Genomic DNA, 19,204 nt, shown 5'->3' on the forward strand with positions numbered 1-19,204 from the left:
AAACGTCGCCGTCCGGCGACTCGGGCGGCCTCGTTCTCGAAGCGGAGCTTCCGGTCCATGTCCGATCCCCAGCATTATGCCGATAGCGCGATCGCGCCCTCGCGCGCACCGTTCGCGATCATCCCCAGCGACACCGAGCGTCTGCCGGCCGCGACCAAGGCGATCTATGTCGGAACGGGTGGCACCGTGGTGCTGCGCGGCGTCGACGCGACGAACGACGTGACCTATCGCAACGTGGCGAGCGGCAATTACCTGGTCGTCTGCGCCAGCCATGTGCGCGCGAGCGGAACGACCGCGGGCGACCTGGTCGGCGAAGCCTGATGCGCGGGCATGGTCATGCCGCGGGGCGGCGCGCTCGCCGGCCGCTTGCCGGCCTGCCGGTTCCGCCATCCCCGGCATCGATGCTTTTGCCCTTGTCGGCGCCGTTCACGCTCGCCGACAACAGTTATGGCGCGCAGGTCGGCGCGATCGACGTGTCGCAATGGACATGGATGGGAATGGGGTGTCGGGGATCGCCGACGCTCGGCCTGGTTCAGGCGCGCGGCGGCGATCGGTTGTCGCACCTGATCGATCGCATCGCGCCCGTGAAATCCTGTTCCACCAACGGCGTCGCCCTGATCATGAACGTGGAAAACGATCTGTCGGACGCGGCGATCAGCCCCGACGCGGCAGGTGGGGACGTGCTGCTCGCCCGCCTCGACGCGGTGATCGGCGAGGTCCGGGTGTCGGGCGGCAAGGTCGCGATCGCGAAACAGGCCGGCACCAATTCGGCGATCGGCACGAAAGCGCCGGCGGTGGCGCGGTATAATGAGGGGCTGGCGATGCGCGTCGCGCCCGACCTGGTGCTGCTGGATGACGGTGCGGCCTTTGATCCGCAGGACGCGACGCAGTCTTCGGACGGGGTTCACCCCAACCGGGCGGGATCGGCGCGCGCCCTCGGGTCGGCACGAGGGTCGGCGCTTGCCGCGTTGTTCGACCGCGCGGGCATCTTCGACGGCGGCGGGCAATTGCCCGGTAATTTCAACACGAACTGGAACATGGGGACCTTGGGCGTCCTCACGAACAACTCGGGGGCGACCGCCTCGCGGACGGCGGGATTCCTGCGCTCGCGGCCGGAGGTTCCGTGTCAGATCCTTTCGCTGTCGGGCAGCGTCACCGCCGATCCGGCGGGCGCGGCGGCCACCGGCGATGTGCAGTTGCGTTTCGCGACGCCCCATCCGGCGGGCACCGCGACCACGGGCAAGAGCCCGATCTGTTTCGCCTTTGTCGAGATCAGCGACGCCGCCGGGGGCGACCCGGTGGGCCTCGCCTCGCTCGGCCTCCATTGCGGACAGTCGACCGGCTTCGGCAAGACCTATAATCCCGCGCACGGACCATGGGGCGGCGGGAGCGCCTATGTCGGCCCGATCGGCACCGCGAGACCGCGTCAGATCGCGGTGCAGTCGCTCGCGCTCAACACGGACCTGGTCATCCGCGGGATGCAAAGGAGCGGAGTCGATGTCGAGGTCCGGATCGCATGGCTGAACGTGGTCTATACCGACGAAGCCGCCTATGGCCCGGCCGCCAATGCCTCGGCCGTCTTCACCACCGGGCGACCGGTCCTGTTCGCGCTGCCGACCACGACGCCCGCCGCCGGGCCGCTGGCGGTCGGCGCCACGCTCGGCATCGGTTCCGTGCCGGCGACGATCGTCGGGGGCGGGCTGACACGCCGCTTTCACGTGATTCGGGGAGGGACGACGGAGGTCGGCGCGATCGCTCCCGCGACGGCCGCCGCGGGGTCGACGGCCTATATGATACAGGCCGCCGATAGCGGGAGCGCGCTGGCGGTCCGGTCGACTGCCGGCAACGACCGGGGCGGCGAGGTGCGGGTGTCGTCCGGCGCGCTGACGGTAACCTAGCGGGCGCGACGTTGCCGAAATATCGCGACTGTCGCCAAAGTCGGCATTGCAAACGAACATGGTGAACATCATGGTGGTCGCTTGGAATTCGTGAACCGGACCGGCGCCAGCGCGACGGAAGCCAGGGCGGGTGGGGAGAGTGCCGGTCGTGAACGTCATAACAAGCCAGGGTGACGACGGTGGCGCCCCCGCCGATTGGGCGGTCGCTACCATGCCGCTTGGCGACACTCTGTCGCGTTGGTGTTCCAGGATCCTGGGATATGTCGCCCTGGCCGCGGCCTGCGCCGGCGTGCTCAGCCTGTTTTTTTAACTGTTCGCGGCAGCCTTCATCTGCGCCCAGCCTTATCTTTCGCGTGAGATCATAAAGCGATAGCAGCACTCACCAGGGTTTGTGGACTGTTCTTTGATCGGATACGACGCGGACCAAGCGCATCGTTTCGCGACAACGACCGAACTCGGCGCATAATTGTAAATATTCGTCGCCGCGCCTGCTCGAAATGATAAGATGTTTTCGGTAGTCTCCGCGCCGGGACGTCGTGCCGCTCATGGCATCGTTTCTGGTGAATGGGGGCAGGAGTTTTTCATTGCCGAACGGCGCGATCGACATGGTGGGACAGCGGCTTTCGATGCCGGCCGAAGCGGTGCCCAGACGGCCGCGGGGTTCGGGCGCGCTCGATACGCAGGTGGTCCGCTCGCTGGTCTACCTGTCACAGGCCGCGCTGGACCTGCTCGCGCTCGGGCTGGGCTTCACGATAGCGGATTATCTGCGCCACGGTGTCGTGGGCGTTACGGTCGACGCGACATTGTTCGCGGTCGGCGGGCCGATATTCCTGCTCGTCAGCTTCTATTCGGGGGTTTATTCCTATGAGACCGCGATGTCCGCCGGACGCGCGGTCGGTCGGATGGCGACCGCCCTCGCCGTGACGCTGGCCCTCAATCTTCTGGTGGTCTTCGCCGCGAAGGAGTCCGCGGACATCTCGCGCGCGGTGTTCTTCATGGGCGCGGGGATCAGTTTCGTGCTGCTCGCCGCCACGCGGCTGCCGATCACCTGGGTGGTGCGCGATGTGGTGGGCAAGCGCTTCATGCGGCGCGTGCTGGTGGTCGACGGGCGCGCGGTCGACCTGCCCGCGACCTTCGAGCTGATCGACGCGGAGCGGATCGGCCTCGTGCCCGATGTGCACAACCCGATCATGCTGCACAATTTCTCCAGCCTGATCGCCGGCGCCGATCGGGTGATCGTGTCCTGTCCGCCGGAGCGGCGCGAGCGCTGGTCAGTTTACCTGAAGGGCGCCGGCTGCTGGGGCGAACTGCTCGTGCCCGAACTCCACGGCGTGGCCCCGCTCCACGACGAGCCCGATCTGGGCCTGGTCGGCATCCAGGTCTCGGCCGGCCCGTTGTCCTTGCGCAACCGGGTGATCAAGCGCATGCTCGACCTGGCGCTGAGCGTACCGGTGATCGTGCTCCTGACCCCCATATTCCTGGTGGTCGCGATCGCGATCAAGCTCGACAGCCGCGGACCCGTGCTGTTCCGGCAGCGTCGGATGGGGCGCGGCAACCGCCTGTTCGATGTCTATAAATTCCGCAGCATGCGTGTGGAACTGGCCGATAGCGACGGTGCGCGTTCGGCCAGCCGCGGCGACGATCGCATCACGCGGGTGGGGCGCTTCATCCGCGCGACCTCGATCGACGAGCTGCCCCAGCTCTTCAATGTTCTGGAAGGCGATATGAGCCTGGTCGGTCCGCGCCCCCATGCGCTGGGGTCGCTGGCGGGAAGCCAGCTATTCTGGCAGATCGACCAGCGTTACTGGCTTCGACACGCGATCAAGCCGGGCATCACCGGTCTGGCGCAGGTCCGTGGGTATCGCGGCGCGACCGATCACGAGGACGATCTGGCCAATCGTCTGCGCTGCGACCTTGAATATGTGGCGAATTGGACGCTCGTGCGCGACCTCACAATTCTGATCCGTACCGCGCTGGTACTGGTGCACAAGAACGCGTATTGATCGACGCTGGCGGGGGCCGCGCTCGGCGCAGGTGGGGGTTTAACATGAATCGGTTGGCGTTCGCATCCTTGGCGTTCATGGCGCCATTGGCGGTGACGGGTTGCGCGACGGGCACGTCCGCCCCGGTTTTGAGCGCGGCGGAATTCCAGCGGCAGCAGCCGATATCGGCGGCGACGCTCGGGCCTGGGGACCGGATCCGCCTGTCGCTTTATGGCGAGGATTCGTTCACCGGCCAGCATGATGTGGCGGCCGACGGGACGGTGTCGTTGCCGCTTATCGGCGCGGTGCGCGCGGGCGGGCTGACGATCGGCGACTTCGCCCGCGCGGTCGAGGCGCGTCTGTCGGAGGGCTATTACCAGTCGCCGCGTATCGCCGCCGAGATCGTCAATCTCCAGCCGATCTACGTATTGGGCGAGGTCAACAAGCCCGGCTCCTTTCCTTATGCGCCCGACATGACGCTCAGCAAGGCGGCCGCGCTCGCGGGAGGCTATACCTACCGCGCCCGGATGAACGCCGTCGCGATCCGCCGCGCGCGCGCGGGCGCCGAAGCGATCGTCGAGGCCGACCAGGCCCTGCCGCTCGCCCCGGGCGACACGGTACGCGTGCTCGAGCGCTACTTCTGAGCGGGATGTTCAGCTCGGCCCGGTTGACGCTCCCTGCCGGTGTAGGGGCGGGGGTCGCGGCCGTGTTCCTGGCCCCCGCCGCTCGGGCGCAGGATGTTCCCGATCCGGTCTATGCCGCGCAGGACGCGTTCGAGGCACCGGACGTCGCCGATCCCTTTTTGCGGCCCCAGCGTCCCGAACTGGCGTCGGTGGGCGTTCGCCTGGGCAGCTTCACGCTGCGGCCAAGCGTCGAGCTGAGCGCGATCGGCAACAGCAATGTGCGCCTGCTGTCGGTCGATCAGGGCGCCGATATCGGGCTGGTGGTGCAGCCGTCGGCGACGTTGACGTCGGACAGCGGGCGCTACCGCCTGCGGGCCTTCGCGACCGGCACGGCCGTCCGCTATGCCGGCAAGGCGACCGAGAATGTCGAGCAGCTGTTCGGCGGCGTCAGGATCGATCGGCCGCTCGGCCCGACCGCCGCGATCCGGGCGAGCATCGAGGGCGGGCGCTTCATCGAGGATCGCGCGGCGCTGTTCAGCCCGCGCGACAGCCGCTCTCCCATCGCGTTCGAGCGTGTGCTCGCGACGGTGTCGGGCATCGCCACCCCGGGGCGGTTCGTGATCGCTCCCTCGATCGAGGTCGACCGGCTCGCCTATCACGACAATCGCCGCGCGAGCCTGCCGACGCTCCTGCTGGAGCAGCGGACGCGCAGCTTCACCCGAATCACCCCGGCCGTCCTCGCGGGGTACACGCTGAGCGCCGATACGGCGGTGTATGTCGGGGGAGAGGTCAATAGGCGTGACTTCGACGTCCGGCGAGATATCGACCGGGACTCCCAGGGTTGGAGGGTCTATGCGGGTGCGCGGTTCCGGCCGACGCCGCTTACGCGGGTGGAGTTCGCCGCCGGCTATCTGAAGCAGGAGTATCGCGCACCGCTGCGGGGTCCGAGCGTGCCGTATTTTCGCGCCTCGCTCGCCTGGGTGCCGACCGGGTTGACGACGTTGCGCTTCGATATCCGGCGCGACAGTGCGGAGACGGGCACCGTGCTCGCGGGTGGCGCGATCCGGACCCGGCTTCGCGGCGAGGTCACGCATGAACTGCTCCGCAACCTGAACCTGGCGGCGCGGGTCGAGCATGCGCGCTTCAGCTATTCCACGCTCGACCGCGTCGACGATCGTACCTCCGCCGGCGTCGATGCGCGCTATGTCGCCAGCCGCAGGTTCGACCTGTTCGCGCGCGCCGACCAGGTCTTCGTGAGCACGGGCGACCCGGCGGCGGCGTTGAACGAGTTCAGCCGCACGCAACTGATCGTGGGGCTGGCGTGGAAGCTCTGAGCGGAATGACCGGTCCCGTTGTTCCGCGTCGCCACCGTATAGAAAGGCCGTTTCCGTGACGCTCGAATATCTGAAGGCCGTGGCACGGCGCTCGCTTCCCTTTATGCTGATCGGAATGCTGCTTCTGGGGGGTGCCGGGCTGCTGTACAGCCTCCTGTCCCCGCGCATGTACCAGGCCACCGCGCGCGTGATCGTGGAACCCCGCACGCAGAGCTTCACCGCCAACCAGGACGTGATGTCGGGCCTGCCGACCCGCGACGAGACAATCGTCGACACCGAGGTGGAGTTCCTCGAGTCGCGCTCGGTCGCCGCCCGTGTCGCGCGCGATCGGGGGCTTCAGGCGGATCCCGAATTCGGTGCCGGCACCTTCGACGCGGCCGTCGGCAAGTTCGAGGACGCGCTCGACATCCGCCGGGTCGGGTTGACGTTCCTGATCGACATCGCGGTCGCCTCGCGCTCGCCCGAGCGGGCGGCCGCGCTCGCCAACGCCACCGCCGTCGCCTACACGGAAATGCAGCGCGAGCGGAAGCGCGCCGCCACGGAGAGCGTCAACCGGCTGCTGCGTCAGCGTGTCGCCGGCATGGCGGGCGAGGTGCGCGACGCCGAGGCGCAGGTGCAGCAATTCCGGATCGGCAACAACCTGTCCAGCGCCAACGGTTCGAACCTGGCGGAGCAGAGCGCCGCCACCATCAACGACCAGCTGGCCACGGCGCGCGCGTCCGAGGCCGCCGCCGCGGGCGAACTCGCCGCCGCGGAGCGTGCGGGCTACAGCCTCGACACCGCCAACACTCAGGGTTCGCTCGGTACGTTGCGTGCCCAGCAGGCGACCGCGATGCAGGACATGAGCGCGGCCCAGGCGCGTTACGGCGTGCGTCATCCCAGCTACATCGCCGCGCAGCAGCGGCTCGCGCAGATCAACCAGGCGATCTCCGGCGAGACCGGGCGCGCGCGCGAGGCGGTCGCGGCCGGTCGTCAGCAGCGCCTGGCCGATCTGCGCGCACGCGCCGCGGCGGCGTCCAACCTCCGTCGCTCGCTCGAGTCGAGTTCGGGGTCGAACGCGGCGGGGCTCGATCGCAACAGTCGGGCCGCGACCCAGCTCGCCGAACTCGAACGCCGCGCCGCGGCGCTTCGCACGACCTACGAGACCTATCTCAACCGATATCAGCAGACCCAGACCCAGCTGGGGACCGAGCAGGCGGATTCGAGCGTGGTATCGGCGGCGGCCGTGCCGGCCGCGCCGTTCAAGCCGAACACCAAGCTCAACGTCGCGCTCGGGCTGCTCGCGGGGTTGCTCGCGGGCGTGTCGGTGGCCACCGCGCTGGCGATGTTGTCGCCGCATCTCTCGACCGCGCAGGAGATCGAGGAGCAATATGACCTCGAAGCGCTGCCATCGCTGCCGACGGCGCGCTCGGCCGGCCTGGCCGGCGCCGACCAGCGGGCCGGGTCGGCCGAACTCGTTCAGCGGATGATCGCCTCGCCGACGACCGCTTTCGGCGAGATGCACAAGAACCTGCTCGCCGCGATCAGCCGACCGGTCGACGGCAAGCCCAACCAGGTGATCGCGGTCACGTCCGCCCTGCCCAAGGAGGGCAAGACGACCGCGGCTTTGTGCCTCGCGGCGATGGCGGCGCATACCGGCCGCCGGGTCGTGCTGGTCGATTGCGATCAGCGCCGCCGCTCGGCGACGCGGGCGATGATGGGCGATCCGGCGGAAGGACTGCGCGAGATCCTGGCGGGGGGACGCGACTGGCGTTCGGTCGTGCTCCACTCGCCGGTCGCGGGGCTGGACATTCTGCCAGCCTCGCTGGCGCGCGACGCCGATGTCGATATCTTCGGCGGCGCGTCGTTCGCCGCGTTGCTCGCCGATCTGCGCGGCGCCTATGATCTGGTGCTGCTCGACTCGGCGCCGGTGCTGCCGATCGCCGACACCCGGCTGCTGGCGCCGCAGGTCGACTCGGTGCTGTTCGTGGCACGGTGGCGATCCACGTCGCGTCGCGCGGTGGAGGCGGCGCTCGACATTCTGGGCAGGGTCGGCGCCCCGATCGCGGGCGTGTCGCTGACCATGGTCGACCTCGCCAAGCAATCGCGCTTCGGTTACGGCGATCCGGCCTTCTATTATGCAAAGTACAAGGACTATTACACGGCCGCGACCTGACGCGATGATCCGCGTGAAGCTGCTTGGCGCGCTGGCGCTAAGTCTTGGTGTGCTCGCCGTTAATCACCGCCTTCCATCAAGCGTTCCGATTCCCTCGACTAATCACCCTCATACGGTTTCGAGGGGGATTACGATGACCGATACAATTCGGGCATTCGCGGGTGCAGAGGGTTACGGAGCGGGTACGGTCGGTGGACGGGGCGGCGCGATCGTCCATGTCACCAGCTTGAACGACTCCGGCGAGGGTTCGCTTCGCTGGGCATTGGAGACGGTTAAGGGACCGCGGATCATCGTATTCGATGTCGGTGGAACGATCAGCCTCAAGTCGCAGATCCTGGTCGAACACGGCCAGGTCACGATCGCCGGGCAGAGTGCGCCGGGCGAGGGCATCGTGATCGAAGGCGCGCGCATCCGCATCAAGGCGAGCGAAGTGATCATGCGCGGGCTGCATATGCGCCCCGGTGACGCGGTACAGGGCGAAGGTCCCGACGATCGCGACGGATTGATGATCGGCACCACCGATTTCACGGTAAAGAACGTCGTCATCGACCATAACAGCTTCAGCTGGGGGATCGACGAGAACGTCTCGATCAATGGCCGCGTCAAGGATGTGAGCTTCACCAACAACATCGTCGCCGAGGGCCTGAGCAAGAGCCTTCATTCCAAGGGCGAACACAGCAAGGGCCTGCTGATCTCCAACTGGGAGGGCGCGGCCGACGACGCCGCGCGCATCACAGTCGCCAAGAACCTGTTTTCCGACAACATGCAGCGCAATCCCGAGGTCCGCGCCGGCCAGGACATCGAGATCGTCAACAACTTCATCTACAATTACGGCCTGGGCCATATCGGCACCTCGATCGGCGGCGGCAGCCTCGGGACGCTCCTGACCAGCGTCGACGTGATCGGCAATGTCTACACGCCGGGCCTGTCGACCGGCGGCGTCAAGAACCCCGTCTACCTGGCGGCGACGGCAGCCGGCAGCACGATCACGCTGGTCGATAACGTGCTCACCTCGCGCGCGACCGACAGCGCGGGCAATCAGGCGCAGACGACCTTGTGGCGCACCGACCTTAAAACCCCGACCCATTCGGTCGATTACGTCCGCACCGGCGGCAGCGGGATCGCGGTGCTCGACTCGTCGCTCGTCCGTGCGACCGTGCTCGCCAGCGCCGGCGCGATCAACGGCTCGGGCCATGACGCGGTCGACCAGCGCATCATCGCCGAAGCGACGAACGGCACCGGCAAGATCATCGACAAGACGTCCGACGTGGCGAGCGTTTCCGTCTCGAAGGCGGCCGTATCCGGCGCCGCCGACACCGACCGCGATGGCATGACCGACTGGTTCGAGGACCTGTACGGCTTCAACAAGCGCGCGGCCGATCAGAACGGCGACAACGACCGTGACGGCTACACCAATGTCGAGGAATATCTGAACGGCATCATCAGCGGGTTCGACCTGGGCGCGACCAAGCTGGCGGGAACGCGTGTCGCGGGAACGGGTGTCTGGGCGATCGAGGCCGCGGCGGCGAGCGCGCCGATCGCGGTGACGGGCCTGCGGTCGGGCGACTCGATCGATTTGAGCGCGGTCGTCAAGGCATTCAACCCCGCGACCGCCAAACTCGCCGACTTCGTCGAGATCGCCTATGCCGGCGGCGACACCTATGTGTCGGTCGACACGGACGGGCCGGGCGGCTCGGCGGTCAAGACCCTGGTCGCGGTCGCTCGGGGAGCGCATCTGACGATGGCCGATCTGCGCGTCGACCAAAGCCGCATGACCGGTGGCGATGGCGGCGCCGGGAAACCCGATGTGATCGTGAAGGTGGCCGAGCCGGTCTACGACCCCAACAGCTATCTGGTCGGCACGATCAACGCCGACACTCATACCATCCGCAATGCGACCACCCGCATCCGCGAGGCGGCGGACGGTGGGCTCGACCTGGCCGTGGCCTATGTCGACTATACGCTCGACACCAATGTCGAGAACCTCTCGTTGAAGGGGCCGACCGCGGTCGCCGGTGTGGGCAACGGCCTGGCGAACAAGATGTCGGGTAATGAACTCGCCAATCGGCTCGACGGGTTGGGCGGCGATGACCGGCTGACGGGCGGTGACGGCAATGACCGGCTTTCCGGCGGCGACGGCAATGACTGGGTCGAGGGCAGTAACGGCAACGATGTGCTGTTCGGCAATCTCGGGGCGGATACCCTGGTCGGTGGCGCGGGGCGCGATGCGTTCTGCTTCGGGGTCGGGGACACGCTGGCCAGCGCCGCGGGCTGTCAGGACCGGATCGTCGATTTCGGTGCGGGCGACCAGATCTTCATCGCCGGCGCGATGGTGGACCTGTCCACGCTCGCTACCGGCACGATCAAGGGCGCCAAATATGCCGACGCATTCGCGGCCGCGTCCAAGATCGTCGCGGGCTCGGCCGACATGGCGCTCGTCAACGGGACCAAGGAGAGCTGGCTGTTCTGGGACACCGATGGCGATCAGTTGATCGACGCGGGCGTCATGCTGAGCGGCGCGGCCCTGACCCACGCCGCGTGGAGCGCGCCGTCGAGCGACACGCCCCTGATCTGAGGTAAAACTAGCGCGTCGACGAGCGTGTCGGGAAGGCCGGGGGGGTGAAGACCGGCCGGGGCGGGGTCTTCCCGGTCAACGGCACGATCCCCTCGCTCGACAACGGACCGGCTGGATCACGGATCGGCCGGTCCGTCTCCACGTCGCGCGTCGTCAGGCCGTCGAGTCCGGCCAGCGCCGGCGTCAGGAGCGGAATGTCGGCGCTGCGCGCGACCCGGTCGAAATTGGCGGTCGGATCATAGGACCGGATGTCAGGCACCAGCAACGGCGCCTCCAGCCGTCCGATGGTCGCCAACAGCTGGGCACGCGCCAGATATTCATTGGCTTCAGCGATGATGAAATTGGTGCGGACGTTCAACAGGTCGCGCGCCAGATCGAGCACGTCGAGCGTGGTGCGCGCGCCCGCCCGCTCCTGCTCGAGCGCGCCCTCATAGGCCCGCCGCGCCGCCTCGCTAGCCCGCGCATAATGTTCCAGCGAGGCCCGCGACGCGGTAAGCTGGTTCCACGCGCTCGCGACCGCCTCGCGCGTGTCGCGCAGCGCCTGATCGATCAGCCGCCAATCGGCGTCATTGGCCTCCTTGGCGGCGCGCAATTGCGAATCGCGCAGGTTGGAATCGATCAACGGCTGGGTCAGCGTGACGTTCGCGCTCACGCTGGTGGTGCGCAGATTGTCCGAATAGGGGGTGACGGTCCCCAGACTCCCCACCCCACGCAGGTCGAGCCGCGGCCCCATCTCGGCGCGCGCGGCTTCGATGTTCGCGCGCGAGATCTTCTCGCGCGACTGCGCGGCGCGGACCAGCGGGCTGTTGACCTCGGCATAGGCATAGGCGCCCGCGATGTCGGGAGCGGCGATCGGCAGGGGCGAGGGTTCGGCCAGCAGCGGCCCCGCCGGGGCGCCGACCGAATTCAGGAACTGGCTGCGGCTGACGCCCAGCTGCCCCTGCGCCTGGAGCAGCTGGGCGCGACCGAACTCGACCCGCGTCTCGATCTGCTGGAGGTCCGACGAGGTGATCTCGCGCACGCGGAACCGTTCGGCGCTGTCGCCATATTGGCGGGTGAGGAGGTCGAGATTCTCCTGCGCGATCTGGACGGACAGCACGTCGCGCTGCACGGCCACGAAGCTGCTGACCACGTCGAGCAGCACCTGCGCCTCGGTCAGCCGGAGCGAGTCGCGCCCCAGCAGGATCTGCGCGCGCGCCCCGCCCTCGCGCGCGCGGTTGCGCCCGAACGTATAAAGCGGCTGGTTGAGGATCAGCGACGCCGTGTTCGAGAAGCCCTGATTACCCAGGAACCGGTTGGGCACCAGCTCCCGGCGATCACGCTGATAGCTCTGGCTGGCCTGCAGATCGAGTGTGGGGCCATAGGCCGAACGGGCGATCGGCAACTGGTTGTCGGTCGAGCGCAGATTGGCGCGCTCCGCCAGGAGCTGCGGGTTCGACCAATAAGCGAGCGCGATCGCCTCGCGCAACGTGCTGATCGCCTGGGCGGGCGCACGCGCGGCGACGGCGGCGTCGGCGCCGTAAGGGAAGCTCGGCCTATAGACCGGCAGGCGCGCGTCCCGCGCCGGCGGGGCCGGGGAAGGGGGCGTCGTCTGCGCGTTCAGGCCGGCTGCGGCCAGCATGGCGCAAGAGGCCGTCAGCGCCGCCCGACGCGATATGATCCCCATCATTCCGTCCCCCAATCCCTCATCGTCAGCCGTCGTTGAAGGCGCGCGCGAACTGATCGCGCAGCGGCTTGGTGATGTAGGACAGCATCGACCGGTTGCCCGTTTCGATGAAGACCTCGGCCGGCATGCCCGCCACCAGCTTCATCTGCCGCTCGCGCGACAGCGCGCGCTCGTCGATCTCGACGCGCACCGCGTAGAAGCTCTGCTGCGTTTCCTGCTGCGTGGTGCGTTCGGGCGCGACCACCGCGACGCTGCCCTCGATCTCGGGCGTCGCCGTCGAGCTGAACGCGGTGAAGCGGATACGGGCGCGCTGGCCCGCCTGGACCTGGTCGATATCGGCAGGGCTGACCGCGGTCTCGACGACCATCCGATCGTCATCGGGAACGATCTCCATGATCGTCTCGGCCGGGCGCACCACGTCGCCGATCGTGGCGAAGGCGACCTTGTCGACCGCCCCCGAATAGGGGGCGCGGATGACGCTGCGCTCGAACGTGTCGCCCGCCGACACCGAGCGTACCTGCTGCTGGTTGAGCGTGGCGTTGACCTGGGCGAGCTGGGTGCCCGCTTCCGAGCGCCGGGTATCGTTCAGCTGGAGCATCTGTTCGCGCGCTTCGCTGATCCGCGCCTCGGTTTGCGCGATCTGCGCCTGGAGCGCGCCGATATTGCCCTGGAAATCGACCTGGGTGCGCTCCAGCTGGTTCAGGCGGCTGATCGTGACCAGGTCCTTGTCCCACAATTCCTTGACGCCCTTGCGCTCGGGCTCGATCAGCGCCGTCTGCTTCTGCAGCGCGTCGATCTGTGCGCGATAGCCCGCGATCTGCTGGCCATATTGGCGGATGCGCGCATCGAGCTGGGCCCGCATGCCCGCCTGCTCGCCGCGTCTGATCGCGAACAGCTTCTGCTCGTCGGCGATCGCCTTGCGCGCGCCGGCGTCGGTGCTCCCGCGCAGCTCGGGCGGCAGCGCCATGCCCGCCACGCCGAGCCGCTCCGCCTCCAGCCGGGCGCGCTGCGCCAGGAGCTGGTCGACCGACAGCCCGGAAAGCTGCGCGTCGGCGCCCGTGACGGTGTCGTCCAGGCGCATCAGGATGTCGCCCTTCTTCACCCGGTCGCCATTCTTGACGTAGATCGCCGAGATGATGCCGCCCGTCGGATGGGCGACGCGCTTGACGCGCGACTCGACGCCCACCTGACCGCTGCCGACCACGGCGCCGCCCATCGGCACAAAGGCGGCCGCGGTGCCCAGCCCGAAGACCAGGACGGCGATGGCGATCAGCGACAGGCGCAGCTTGGACTTGATGTTGTGATCGGGGTCATAGGGCACGATGCCGTAACGGGACTGGTCGCCCAGCAACGCGGGAAGGTTGGTCGCCATGATACGCCTTTCTACACCGCCGCCGCCGCGCCGCCGCCCGCGCCGGCCGCCTGGGGGCGGTTCGGATTGCGGAGCGGGACGGGCTTGGACGTTATCTTCTCGAGCACCTCGTCGCGCGGCCCGAACGCCTCGATCCGACCGTCGCGCATGAAGCACACATAATTGACCTGGGCGAGCGCGGAGGGCCGATGCGCGATCAGGATCGCGATCCCGCCGCGGTCGCGGATCGCGCGCACCGCGCGCTCCAGCGCCGCCTCTCCGGCCGCGTCCAGGTTCGAGTTCGGCTCGTCCAGCAGGATCAGGAACGGGTCCTTGTACAGTGCGCGCGCCAGGCCGATCCGCTGACGCTGGCCGGCGGACAGCTGCGATCCGTCGGAGCCGACCGGTGTGTCATAGCCTTGGGGCAGTTGCACGATCATCTCGTGGACGCCGGCGACCTCGGCGGCCGCGATCACCGCCGACGAATCGGGTTCGGGATCGAAGCGCGCAATGTTCTCGGCGACGGTGCCGTCGAGCAGTTCCACCGTCTGCGGCAGATAGCCGATGAACTCGCCCAGCGCATCGGGGTGCCATTGGTCGAGCGTCGCGCCGTCGAGCCGGACCGCGCCGCGCGCGGGGCGCCACACGCCGATCAGCGCCCGCCCCAGCGAGGTCTTGCCCGCCGCGCTCGCTCCGACCACGCCCAGCGCGTCGCCGGCCGCGAGCTTGAAATCGGCGTTCTGGACCGTCACGCGCTGGCTGCCCGGCGGCACGACCACCAGCCCCTGGACCGCGAGCTCGCTCTTGGGACGCGGCAGGATGGTCATGATCGCCTGCTCGCCGGGTATGCGTGCGAGCAGGTCGCTCAACCGCCGCCAGCCGATCCGCGCCGCCGCGAAGCCGCGCCAATTGGCGATCGCCGAGTCGACGGGGGCGAGCGCGCGACCCGCCAGGATCGACGACGCGAAGATCACCCCGCCGCTCGCCTTGCCGTCGATTACCAGGATCGCGCCGACGGTGAGGATCAACGACTGGAGCAGCAGCCGAAATATCTTGCTGGTCCCGCCGAGCACGCCGATCGTGCGCGACATGCGGTCGTTCGCGCCGAGATACAGGTTATTCACCTCGCTCCAGCGCTCCTGCATCCGGCTGCGCATCCCCAGCGCGGTCAGGACCTCGACATGACGCAGGTTGTTGTCGGCCATGCCGTTGCGCATGGCGGCGATCTGCGCCACCTGCCCCATCGGCTCGCGTGTCCGCCGGTCTGTCAGGACCGTCAGCACGAGCAGCACGATCGCGCCGATCAGCGCGGTCATGCCCAGCCAGAAATGCAGCAGGAACAGGATCGCCAGGAAGAAGACGATCCAGGGCAGGTCGATCATCGCCGACGGTCCCGGCCCGCCCAGAAAACCACGAACCTGGTCCAGGTCGCGCATCGCGGTCAGCCCGTCGCCGGGCATCCGTCCGCCGCGCAGGCTCGCTTCCGAAATGGCCGATTGGACGCGCTGCGACAATTGCCGGTCGAGTCCCGATGCGACGTCCGACAGGATACGCTGGCGCATGGTGTCGAACAGCCCCTGGAACGCGTAGATCACGACGATCATCGCCAGCAGCCCGAACAGGGTGGGCAGACTGTGGCTCGGCAGCACCGAGTCATAGACCAGCATCATGTATATCGACCCGCCCAGCAGCAGCACGTTGAGCACGCCGCTGAGGATCGCGACCGTGATGAACGCGGTACGATATCGCGATACCGCCGCGTGCAACTCGGTCCGCTTGCCGTCACCCACCAATGCAGCCACCAAACGCCCCCTTGGGCGAGCCGCGGGCCGACCCGCGCCTTACCCGCCACCCCCGTAAATCGTCGCGACCCACCCCTGTGAGCATCGTTCCCCGCCTGGTTTCCCGGTCGAAGAACGTCCTCGGACCGTCCCGCGACCGGAACGCCCATTCACCATCCCTGTCAGAATTGCCCCGGCTTTTCCAGCGCCATTCGCCGACATCCGCGAATGGCGCTGGAACGCGTCAGATCACCACGAAGTCGTCCAGGGTCGCGACGCCTTTGCCCGTGTTGCCGATCAATATGGCCGCGCCGGCACCCGATCCGTCGGCGTCCCACCAGAGCGAATGATAGCGGTCGAAGATGAACTGGCCATGGTCGCCCGTGGTCGCCAGATCATGCTTGCCCGCGGGCGTCACCGCGCCGGTGTCGGTGAACACGATCCAGTTGGCATCGAGCGATCCGGCCCCGAGCCCGAACACCGAGCCGACCAGTGCGAGCCTGTCGAGCCCGGCCTCGAAATCATGAACCTTGGAGAAGCCGGAGCCATTGGCGTATTCGAAGATGAAGGTGTCGGCGCCGGCGCCGCCGTACAGCGAATCGGCCCCGCCCTTGCCGCTGATCACGTTGTTCAAATCGTTACCGGCGATGATGTTGTTCAGCGTGTTACCCGTTCCGGTCACCGCCGGCCCGAACATCGACAGATTCTCGACATTGGCCGCAAGCGTGTAGCTGGTGGAGGCGAGCACCAGGTCGGCGCCTTCACCCGCGCGTTCGATCACCTGATCGCCGGCGTTATCGACGGAATAGATGTCGTTGCCGAGCCCGCCGATCATCTTGTCGTGACCAAGCCCGCCATTGATCCGGTTGACCCCGGCATCGCCGATCAGCGTGTCGTTGAAGCGCGAACCGATGATGTTCTCGAACCCGCTCAATTTGTCGAACAGACTGCCGCCGGTCCACTGCCAGCCGGTCAGGTTCAAGTCGACGCACACCGCCGCACAGGCATTGGCGTAGGACACGGTGTCGACACCGAGCCCTCCTTCAAGGCGGTCAAGCAGACCACCGCCGGAGATCACGTCGTTACCGCCTAGCCCCATGATATCGTTGAACAGTCGTGTGCCCGTCAACTGCTCTCCCGCCTCGGTCCCGAAGACCTCACCGTATAGACTGCCGAAAACGGCGTTCCAGTCGAATCCACTCATTGCAAGTCTCCCACCCGTTCTGATCGGGCGGAGTCATAGCAGCTGTTTCCGTCACCGGTCAGCGACGTAAATGTACAATTAACCTTGCGGTGTTCCGGATCGATACTGGAGTCGCCATTCGGCGACGGACCGATCGATCTTATGAATCCGAACGAAAAAGGCCGGGCAATTGCCCGGCCTTTCCGTTCATCCGATCGGACGGGGGATCAGATACCCGCCTGCGGAGCGTCGTTGACGATGCCGATATCGTTGCCCGTCAGGGCCAGGCCGCGGTCGAACTGCGCGATCAGGATCGCGGCATTTCCGCCTTCACCATCGGCGTCGTAATAAAGCATCCCGGTGGTGATGTCGTACACGCCCTGGGGCCCTGCGCCGACGGCCTCCGGGCCGAACGTGAACGTCGAAGCGGCGTCATAGCCGTCCGCCGTGTGGAATTCGAGCCGGTCGGAGCCGACCACGAAGCCGCGGATGCGGTCCACGCCATTGCCCGCGCCGGCCGAGTCGAACCGGAAGATGTCGGCACCCTCGCCGCCGGTCAGGTCGTCATTGCCGCCACGGCCGCGGATCAGGTCGCCGCCACCCAGTCCGGCAATCTTGTTCGCGCCCGCATTGCCCGACAGCGTGTCGCTGTTCGCGGTGCCCTCGAGATTCTCGATGTTGCGGATGAAGTCGCGACCAAAGCCGGTTTCCTGGGCGACGGTGATCGACAGATCGACCGTGGCGCCCTGGGTTCCCGCATCGACCTTGAACGTAATCTCGTCAGTGCCGTCGCCGCCGTCGATCAGATCGTTGCCGGTGCCGCCACTGATGATGTCGTCGCCTTCCAGCCCATAGATGCTGTCGTTGCCGCCCTTGCCCTGAAGCGCGTTGCTCACCGAATTGCCGCGGATGGAGTTGCTCAGGTCGTTGCCGGTGCCGTTGGTACGGCCGGCCGAGTCCACCGCCGCGCCCTCACGGAGCCGAAGAACCTCGACATTGTTGTCCAGCGCGTAGTTCGCCAGGGACGACACTACCGTGTCGGTGCCTTCGCCACCCAACTCGACGACTTGATCGCCGGAGTCCTCGGCATAGAAGGTATCGTCGCCGATCCCGCCGAACATGTTGTCATTACCGTCGCCGCCGCTCAACTGGTCGTTGCCCGCGCCGCCAAAGAGCGAGTCCTCACCGGCGCCGCCGTAAAGAACGTCATTGCCGTCGCCGCCGAAAAAAGTGTCATCACCGGCATAGCCGTACATCAGATCCCTGCCGGCGCTGCCGGTCTGGCTGTCTGAGCCGGGCGTTCCCTTATAATCAGGCATCGTAAATTCCCCTTCGTCGTCCCTAACCAACGCGGGCCCGCGCGCGCCCAGGGTGCGATTGCCCAGGTCGTCGACGCGTGTGCTCTGCGTGCTTTCTCGCGTTCCGTTAATACCATGGGAACCATAGTCCAAGTCAAGGCTTTCAGTCCCGAATCCGGCAAACTCGGGGTCAAGTTGACACAGTTCGTGGATAACGGCGCGAAAAATCACCTCTTTTTAAATGACTCGACGGCCCATGCGTCGAGCGCGATCCTGTGAATGCGCCAGAACTAAACACCGTCCCGCTGTCGCGGTCGCGACAGGATGAGTTAATTGGTTACCATAAACTCGATGATGTGCTTTGGGAGAGCCGCCCCAGAATAATCCCGTAACAGAGTTTGGCGTTACCGGAGCGGTGGCTGGTCGGGATCAAGGAGCGTGACCGACTCGATCGCACGAAGTCGTTCAGTCCGGGCTCAACATGTTGATCACGGGAACGAGCGCGGCGGCCCAGACGAGCAACGAAGCGGGGAGGGCGATCACCAGACCGCGCATGAACCTATAACCACCCGCCATGCCCGACTCCCAAACCGAACGCGGCTGATGCGGCGCAGGAGCGGCCACGTGCCTGTTCTATCAACATTTTAACGGTCACCGCGGGCCTTTGTTCCCGTTCACCACCGCACGGTCATGCCACCTGTCCGCCGATGCGGTAGCCTTTACGCCATGAACGCCGGTCAATTCGCTGATTCTCAACCGTTCCTTCGCAACCGTGCTTAACTTTCCCTTGACCCCGACCGGGCGGGCGGCCGATGATACTCGGGGTTGCGCGCGCTATGGGCGGGGGTCGATGCAGGTCGGGATGGCATGGGGGATGATCGCGGCGTCGGGACTTGCCATGGGTGATGCCGCGCCCCCGGTCGTGGGAGAGGCGCAACGCGCGTCGCTACCCGCCTTGTCGGTCCAGGGGATCGCGCGCGTCGCGATATTGTGTCTCGTCGTGGATCGGTCGCCCGATCGCCTCGCCCTGCAGGCCCGTCTGTGCGAGCAGGCTCGCCGCATCTCGGCGGAGCGCGCGACCGTACCGGTGGCGACGATCGGTTTCGGCGATCCGGCATTGCTGGCGCGCGACACGCTGGGCGTCCTCGTCCATGCCGCCATCGACCGCCGCGCCGGCCCTGCGGCCATGGTGCTGAGCGTACGACCTTACCGAGCGGACGCGACCCGCGGGGCATTGTTCGGCGCAACGCCGGTCGTCGCGCGCCTCGACGCGCGCGGCCTGGCGCCCGACGCGGTGCTCGCGGACGCGCTCGACCAGATTCTGCCATGGCGGATGGCCACGGCGCGATAGATCGCAT

At 67.3% G+C, this 19,204-nt stretch carries 13 protein-coding genes; 8 read left to right on the forward strand and 5 right to left on the reverse strand.

What is annotated here, in order from left to right; genetic code table 11:
- Positions 1–57 precede the first annotated feature (57 nt).
- The 7 genes from VF592_RS02365 to VF592_RS02395 all read left to right on the forward strand — a co-directional run bounded on the left by VF592_RS02365 (position 58) and on the right by VF592_RS02395 (position 10,567).
- Positions 58–321, forward strand: coding sequence for a spike base protein, RCAP_Rcc01079 family (locus VF592_RS02365; RefSeq protein ID WP_331003993.1), 264 nt, complete (start codon positions 58–60; stop codon positions 319–321).
- An 80-nt stretch (positions 322–401) separates the two neighbouring features.
- Complete coding sequence (locus VF592_RS02370) at positions 402–1,898, forward strand: hypothetical protein (protein WP_331003994.1); 1,497 nt, start codon at positions 402–404, stop codon at positions 1,896–1,898.
- Between the two features lie 584 nt (positions 1,899–2,482).
- Positions 2,483–3,901 carry a sugar transferase gene (locus tag VF592_RS02375; RefSeq protein ID WP_331003995.1) on the forward strand — a complete coding sequence of 473 codons (1,419 nt, stop codon included), beginning with the start codon at positions 2,483–2,485 and terminating at the stop codon, positions 3,899–3,901.
- Positions 3,902–3,945: 44 nt separating this feature from the next.
- Positions 3,946–4,524: a polysaccharide biosynthesis/export family protein gene (locus VF592_RS02380; RefSeq protein ID WP_331003996.1), complete on the forward strand. Its 579-nt coding sequence runs from the start codon at positions 3,946–3,948 to the stop codon at positions 4,522–4,524.
- A 5-nt stretch (positions 4,525–4,529) separates the two neighbouring features.
- The gene (locus VF592_RS02385; protein WP_331003997.1) at positions 4,530–5,837 is read left to right on the forward strand and encodes an outer membrane beta-barrel protein; all 1,308 of its coding nucleotides are present in this window, start codon (positions 4,530–4,532) and stop codon (positions 5,835–5,837) included.
- A 55-nt stretch (positions 5,838–5,892) separates the two neighbouring features.
- Positions 5,893–7,992, forward strand: coding sequence for a GumC family protein (locus VF592_RS02390; protein WP_331003998.1), 2,100 nt, complete (start codon positions 5,893–5,895; stop codon positions 7,990–7,992).
- Between the two features lie 133 nt (positions 7,993–8,125).
- Positions 8,126–10,567, forward strand: a complete 2,442-nt coding sequence (locus tag VF592_RS02395) for a type I secretion C-terminal target domain-containing protein (RefSeq protein WP_331003999.1) — start codon at positions 8,126–8,128, stop codon at positions 10,565–10,567.
- A gap of 7 nt (positions 10,568–10,574) precedes the next feature.
- Here the strand turns inward: VF592_RS02395 and VF592_RS02400 are convergent, their stop codons facing one another.
- The 5 genes from VF592_RS02400 to VF592_RS02420 form a co-directional block, all read right to left on the reverse strand.
- Complete coding sequence (locus VF592_RS02400) at positions 10,575–12,188, reverse strand: TolC family protein (protein ID WP_331004000.1); 1,614 nt, start codon at positions 12,186–12,188, stop codon at positions 10,575–10,577.
- 70 nt (positions 12,189–12,258) lie between these two features.
- Complete coding sequence (locus VF592_RS02405) at positions 12,259–13,605, reverse strand: HlyD family type I secretion periplasmic adaptor subunit (protein WP_331004001.1); 1,347 nt, start codon at positions 13,603–13,605, stop codon at positions 12,259–12,261.
- Between the two features lie 11 nt (positions 13,606–13,616).
- Positions 13,617–15,386 carry a type I secretion system permease/ATPase gene (locus tag VF592_RS02410; RefSeq protein ID WP_331004002.1) on the reverse strand — a complete coding sequence of 590 codons (1,770 nt, stop codon included), beginning with the start codon at positions 15,384–15,386 and terminating at the stop codon, positions 13,617–13,619.
- A gap of 223 nt (positions 15,387–15,609) precedes the next feature.
- Positions 15,610–16,569, reverse strand: coding sequence for a hypothetical protein (locus tag VF592_RS02415; protein WP_331004003.1), 960 nt, complete (start codon positions 16,567–16,569; stop codon positions 15,610–15,612).
- A 206-nt stretch (positions 16,570–16,775) separates the two neighbouring features.
- Positions 16,776–18,077: a calcium-binding protein gene (locus tag VF592_RS02420; protein WP_331004004.1), complete on the reverse strand. Its 1,302-nt coding sequence runs from the start codon at positions 18,075–18,077 to the stop codon at positions 16,776–16,778.
- Positions 18,078–18,696: 619 nt separating this feature from the next.
- On the opposite strand from VF592_RS02420, the gene VF592_RS02425 reads away from it, so the two are divergent.
- Positions 18,697–19,197, forward strand: a complete 501-nt coding sequence (locus VF592_RS02425) for a hypothetical protein (protein WP_331004005.1) — start codon at positions 18,697–18,699, stop codon at positions 19,195–19,197.
- The last annotated feature ends 7 nt before the right edge of the window (positions 19,198–19,204 follow it).

Source organism: Sphingomonas sp. (genome assembly GCF_036388435.1).
Taxonomy (GTDB): Bacteria; Pseudomonadota; Alphaproteobacteria; order Sphingomonadales; family Sphingomonadaceae; genus Sphingomonas.

What these genes read in the sequence shown, in the direction of transcription:
- VF592_RS02365 (WP_331003993.1), top strand. Translation starts at nt 58, where the DNA reads ATGTCCGATCCCCAGCATTATGCCGATAGCGCGATCGCGCCCTCGCGC.
- VF592_RS02370 (WP_331003994.1), top strand. Translation starts at nt 402, where the DNA reads ATGCTTTTGCCCTTGTCGGCGCCGTTCACGCTCGCCGACAACAGTTAT.
- VF592_RS02380 (WP_331003996.1), top strand. Translation starts at nt 3,946, where the DNA reads ATGAATCGGTTGGCGTTCGCATCCTTGGCGTTCATGGCGCCATTGGCG.
- VF592_RS02385 (WP_331003997.1), top strand. Translation starts at nt 4,530, where the DNA reads ATGTTCAGCTCGGCCCGGTTGACGCTCCCTGCCGGTGTAGGGGCGGGG.
- VF592_RS02395 (WP_331003999.1), top strand. Translation starts at nt 8,126, where the DNA reads ATGACCGATACAATTCGGGCATTCGCGGGTGCAGAGGGTTACGGAGCG.
- VF592_RS02400 (WP_331004000.1), bottom strand. Translation starts at nt 12,188, where the DNA reads ATGCTGGCCGCAGCCGGCCTGAACGCGCAGACGACGCCCCCTTCCCCG.
- VF592_RS02405 (WP_331004001.1), bottom strand. Translation starts at nt 13,605, where the DNA reads ATGGCGACCAACCTTCCCGCGTTGCTGGGCGACCAGTCCCGTTACGGC.
- VF592_RS02415 (WP_331004003.1), bottom strand. Translation starts at nt 16,569, where the DNA reads ATGAGTGGATTCGACTGGAACGCCGTTTTCGGCAGTCTATACGGTGAG.
- VF592_RS02425 (WP_331004005.1), top strand. Translation starts at nt 18,697, where the DNA reads ATGCAGGTCGGGATGGCATGGGGGATGATCGCGGCGTCGGGACTTGCC.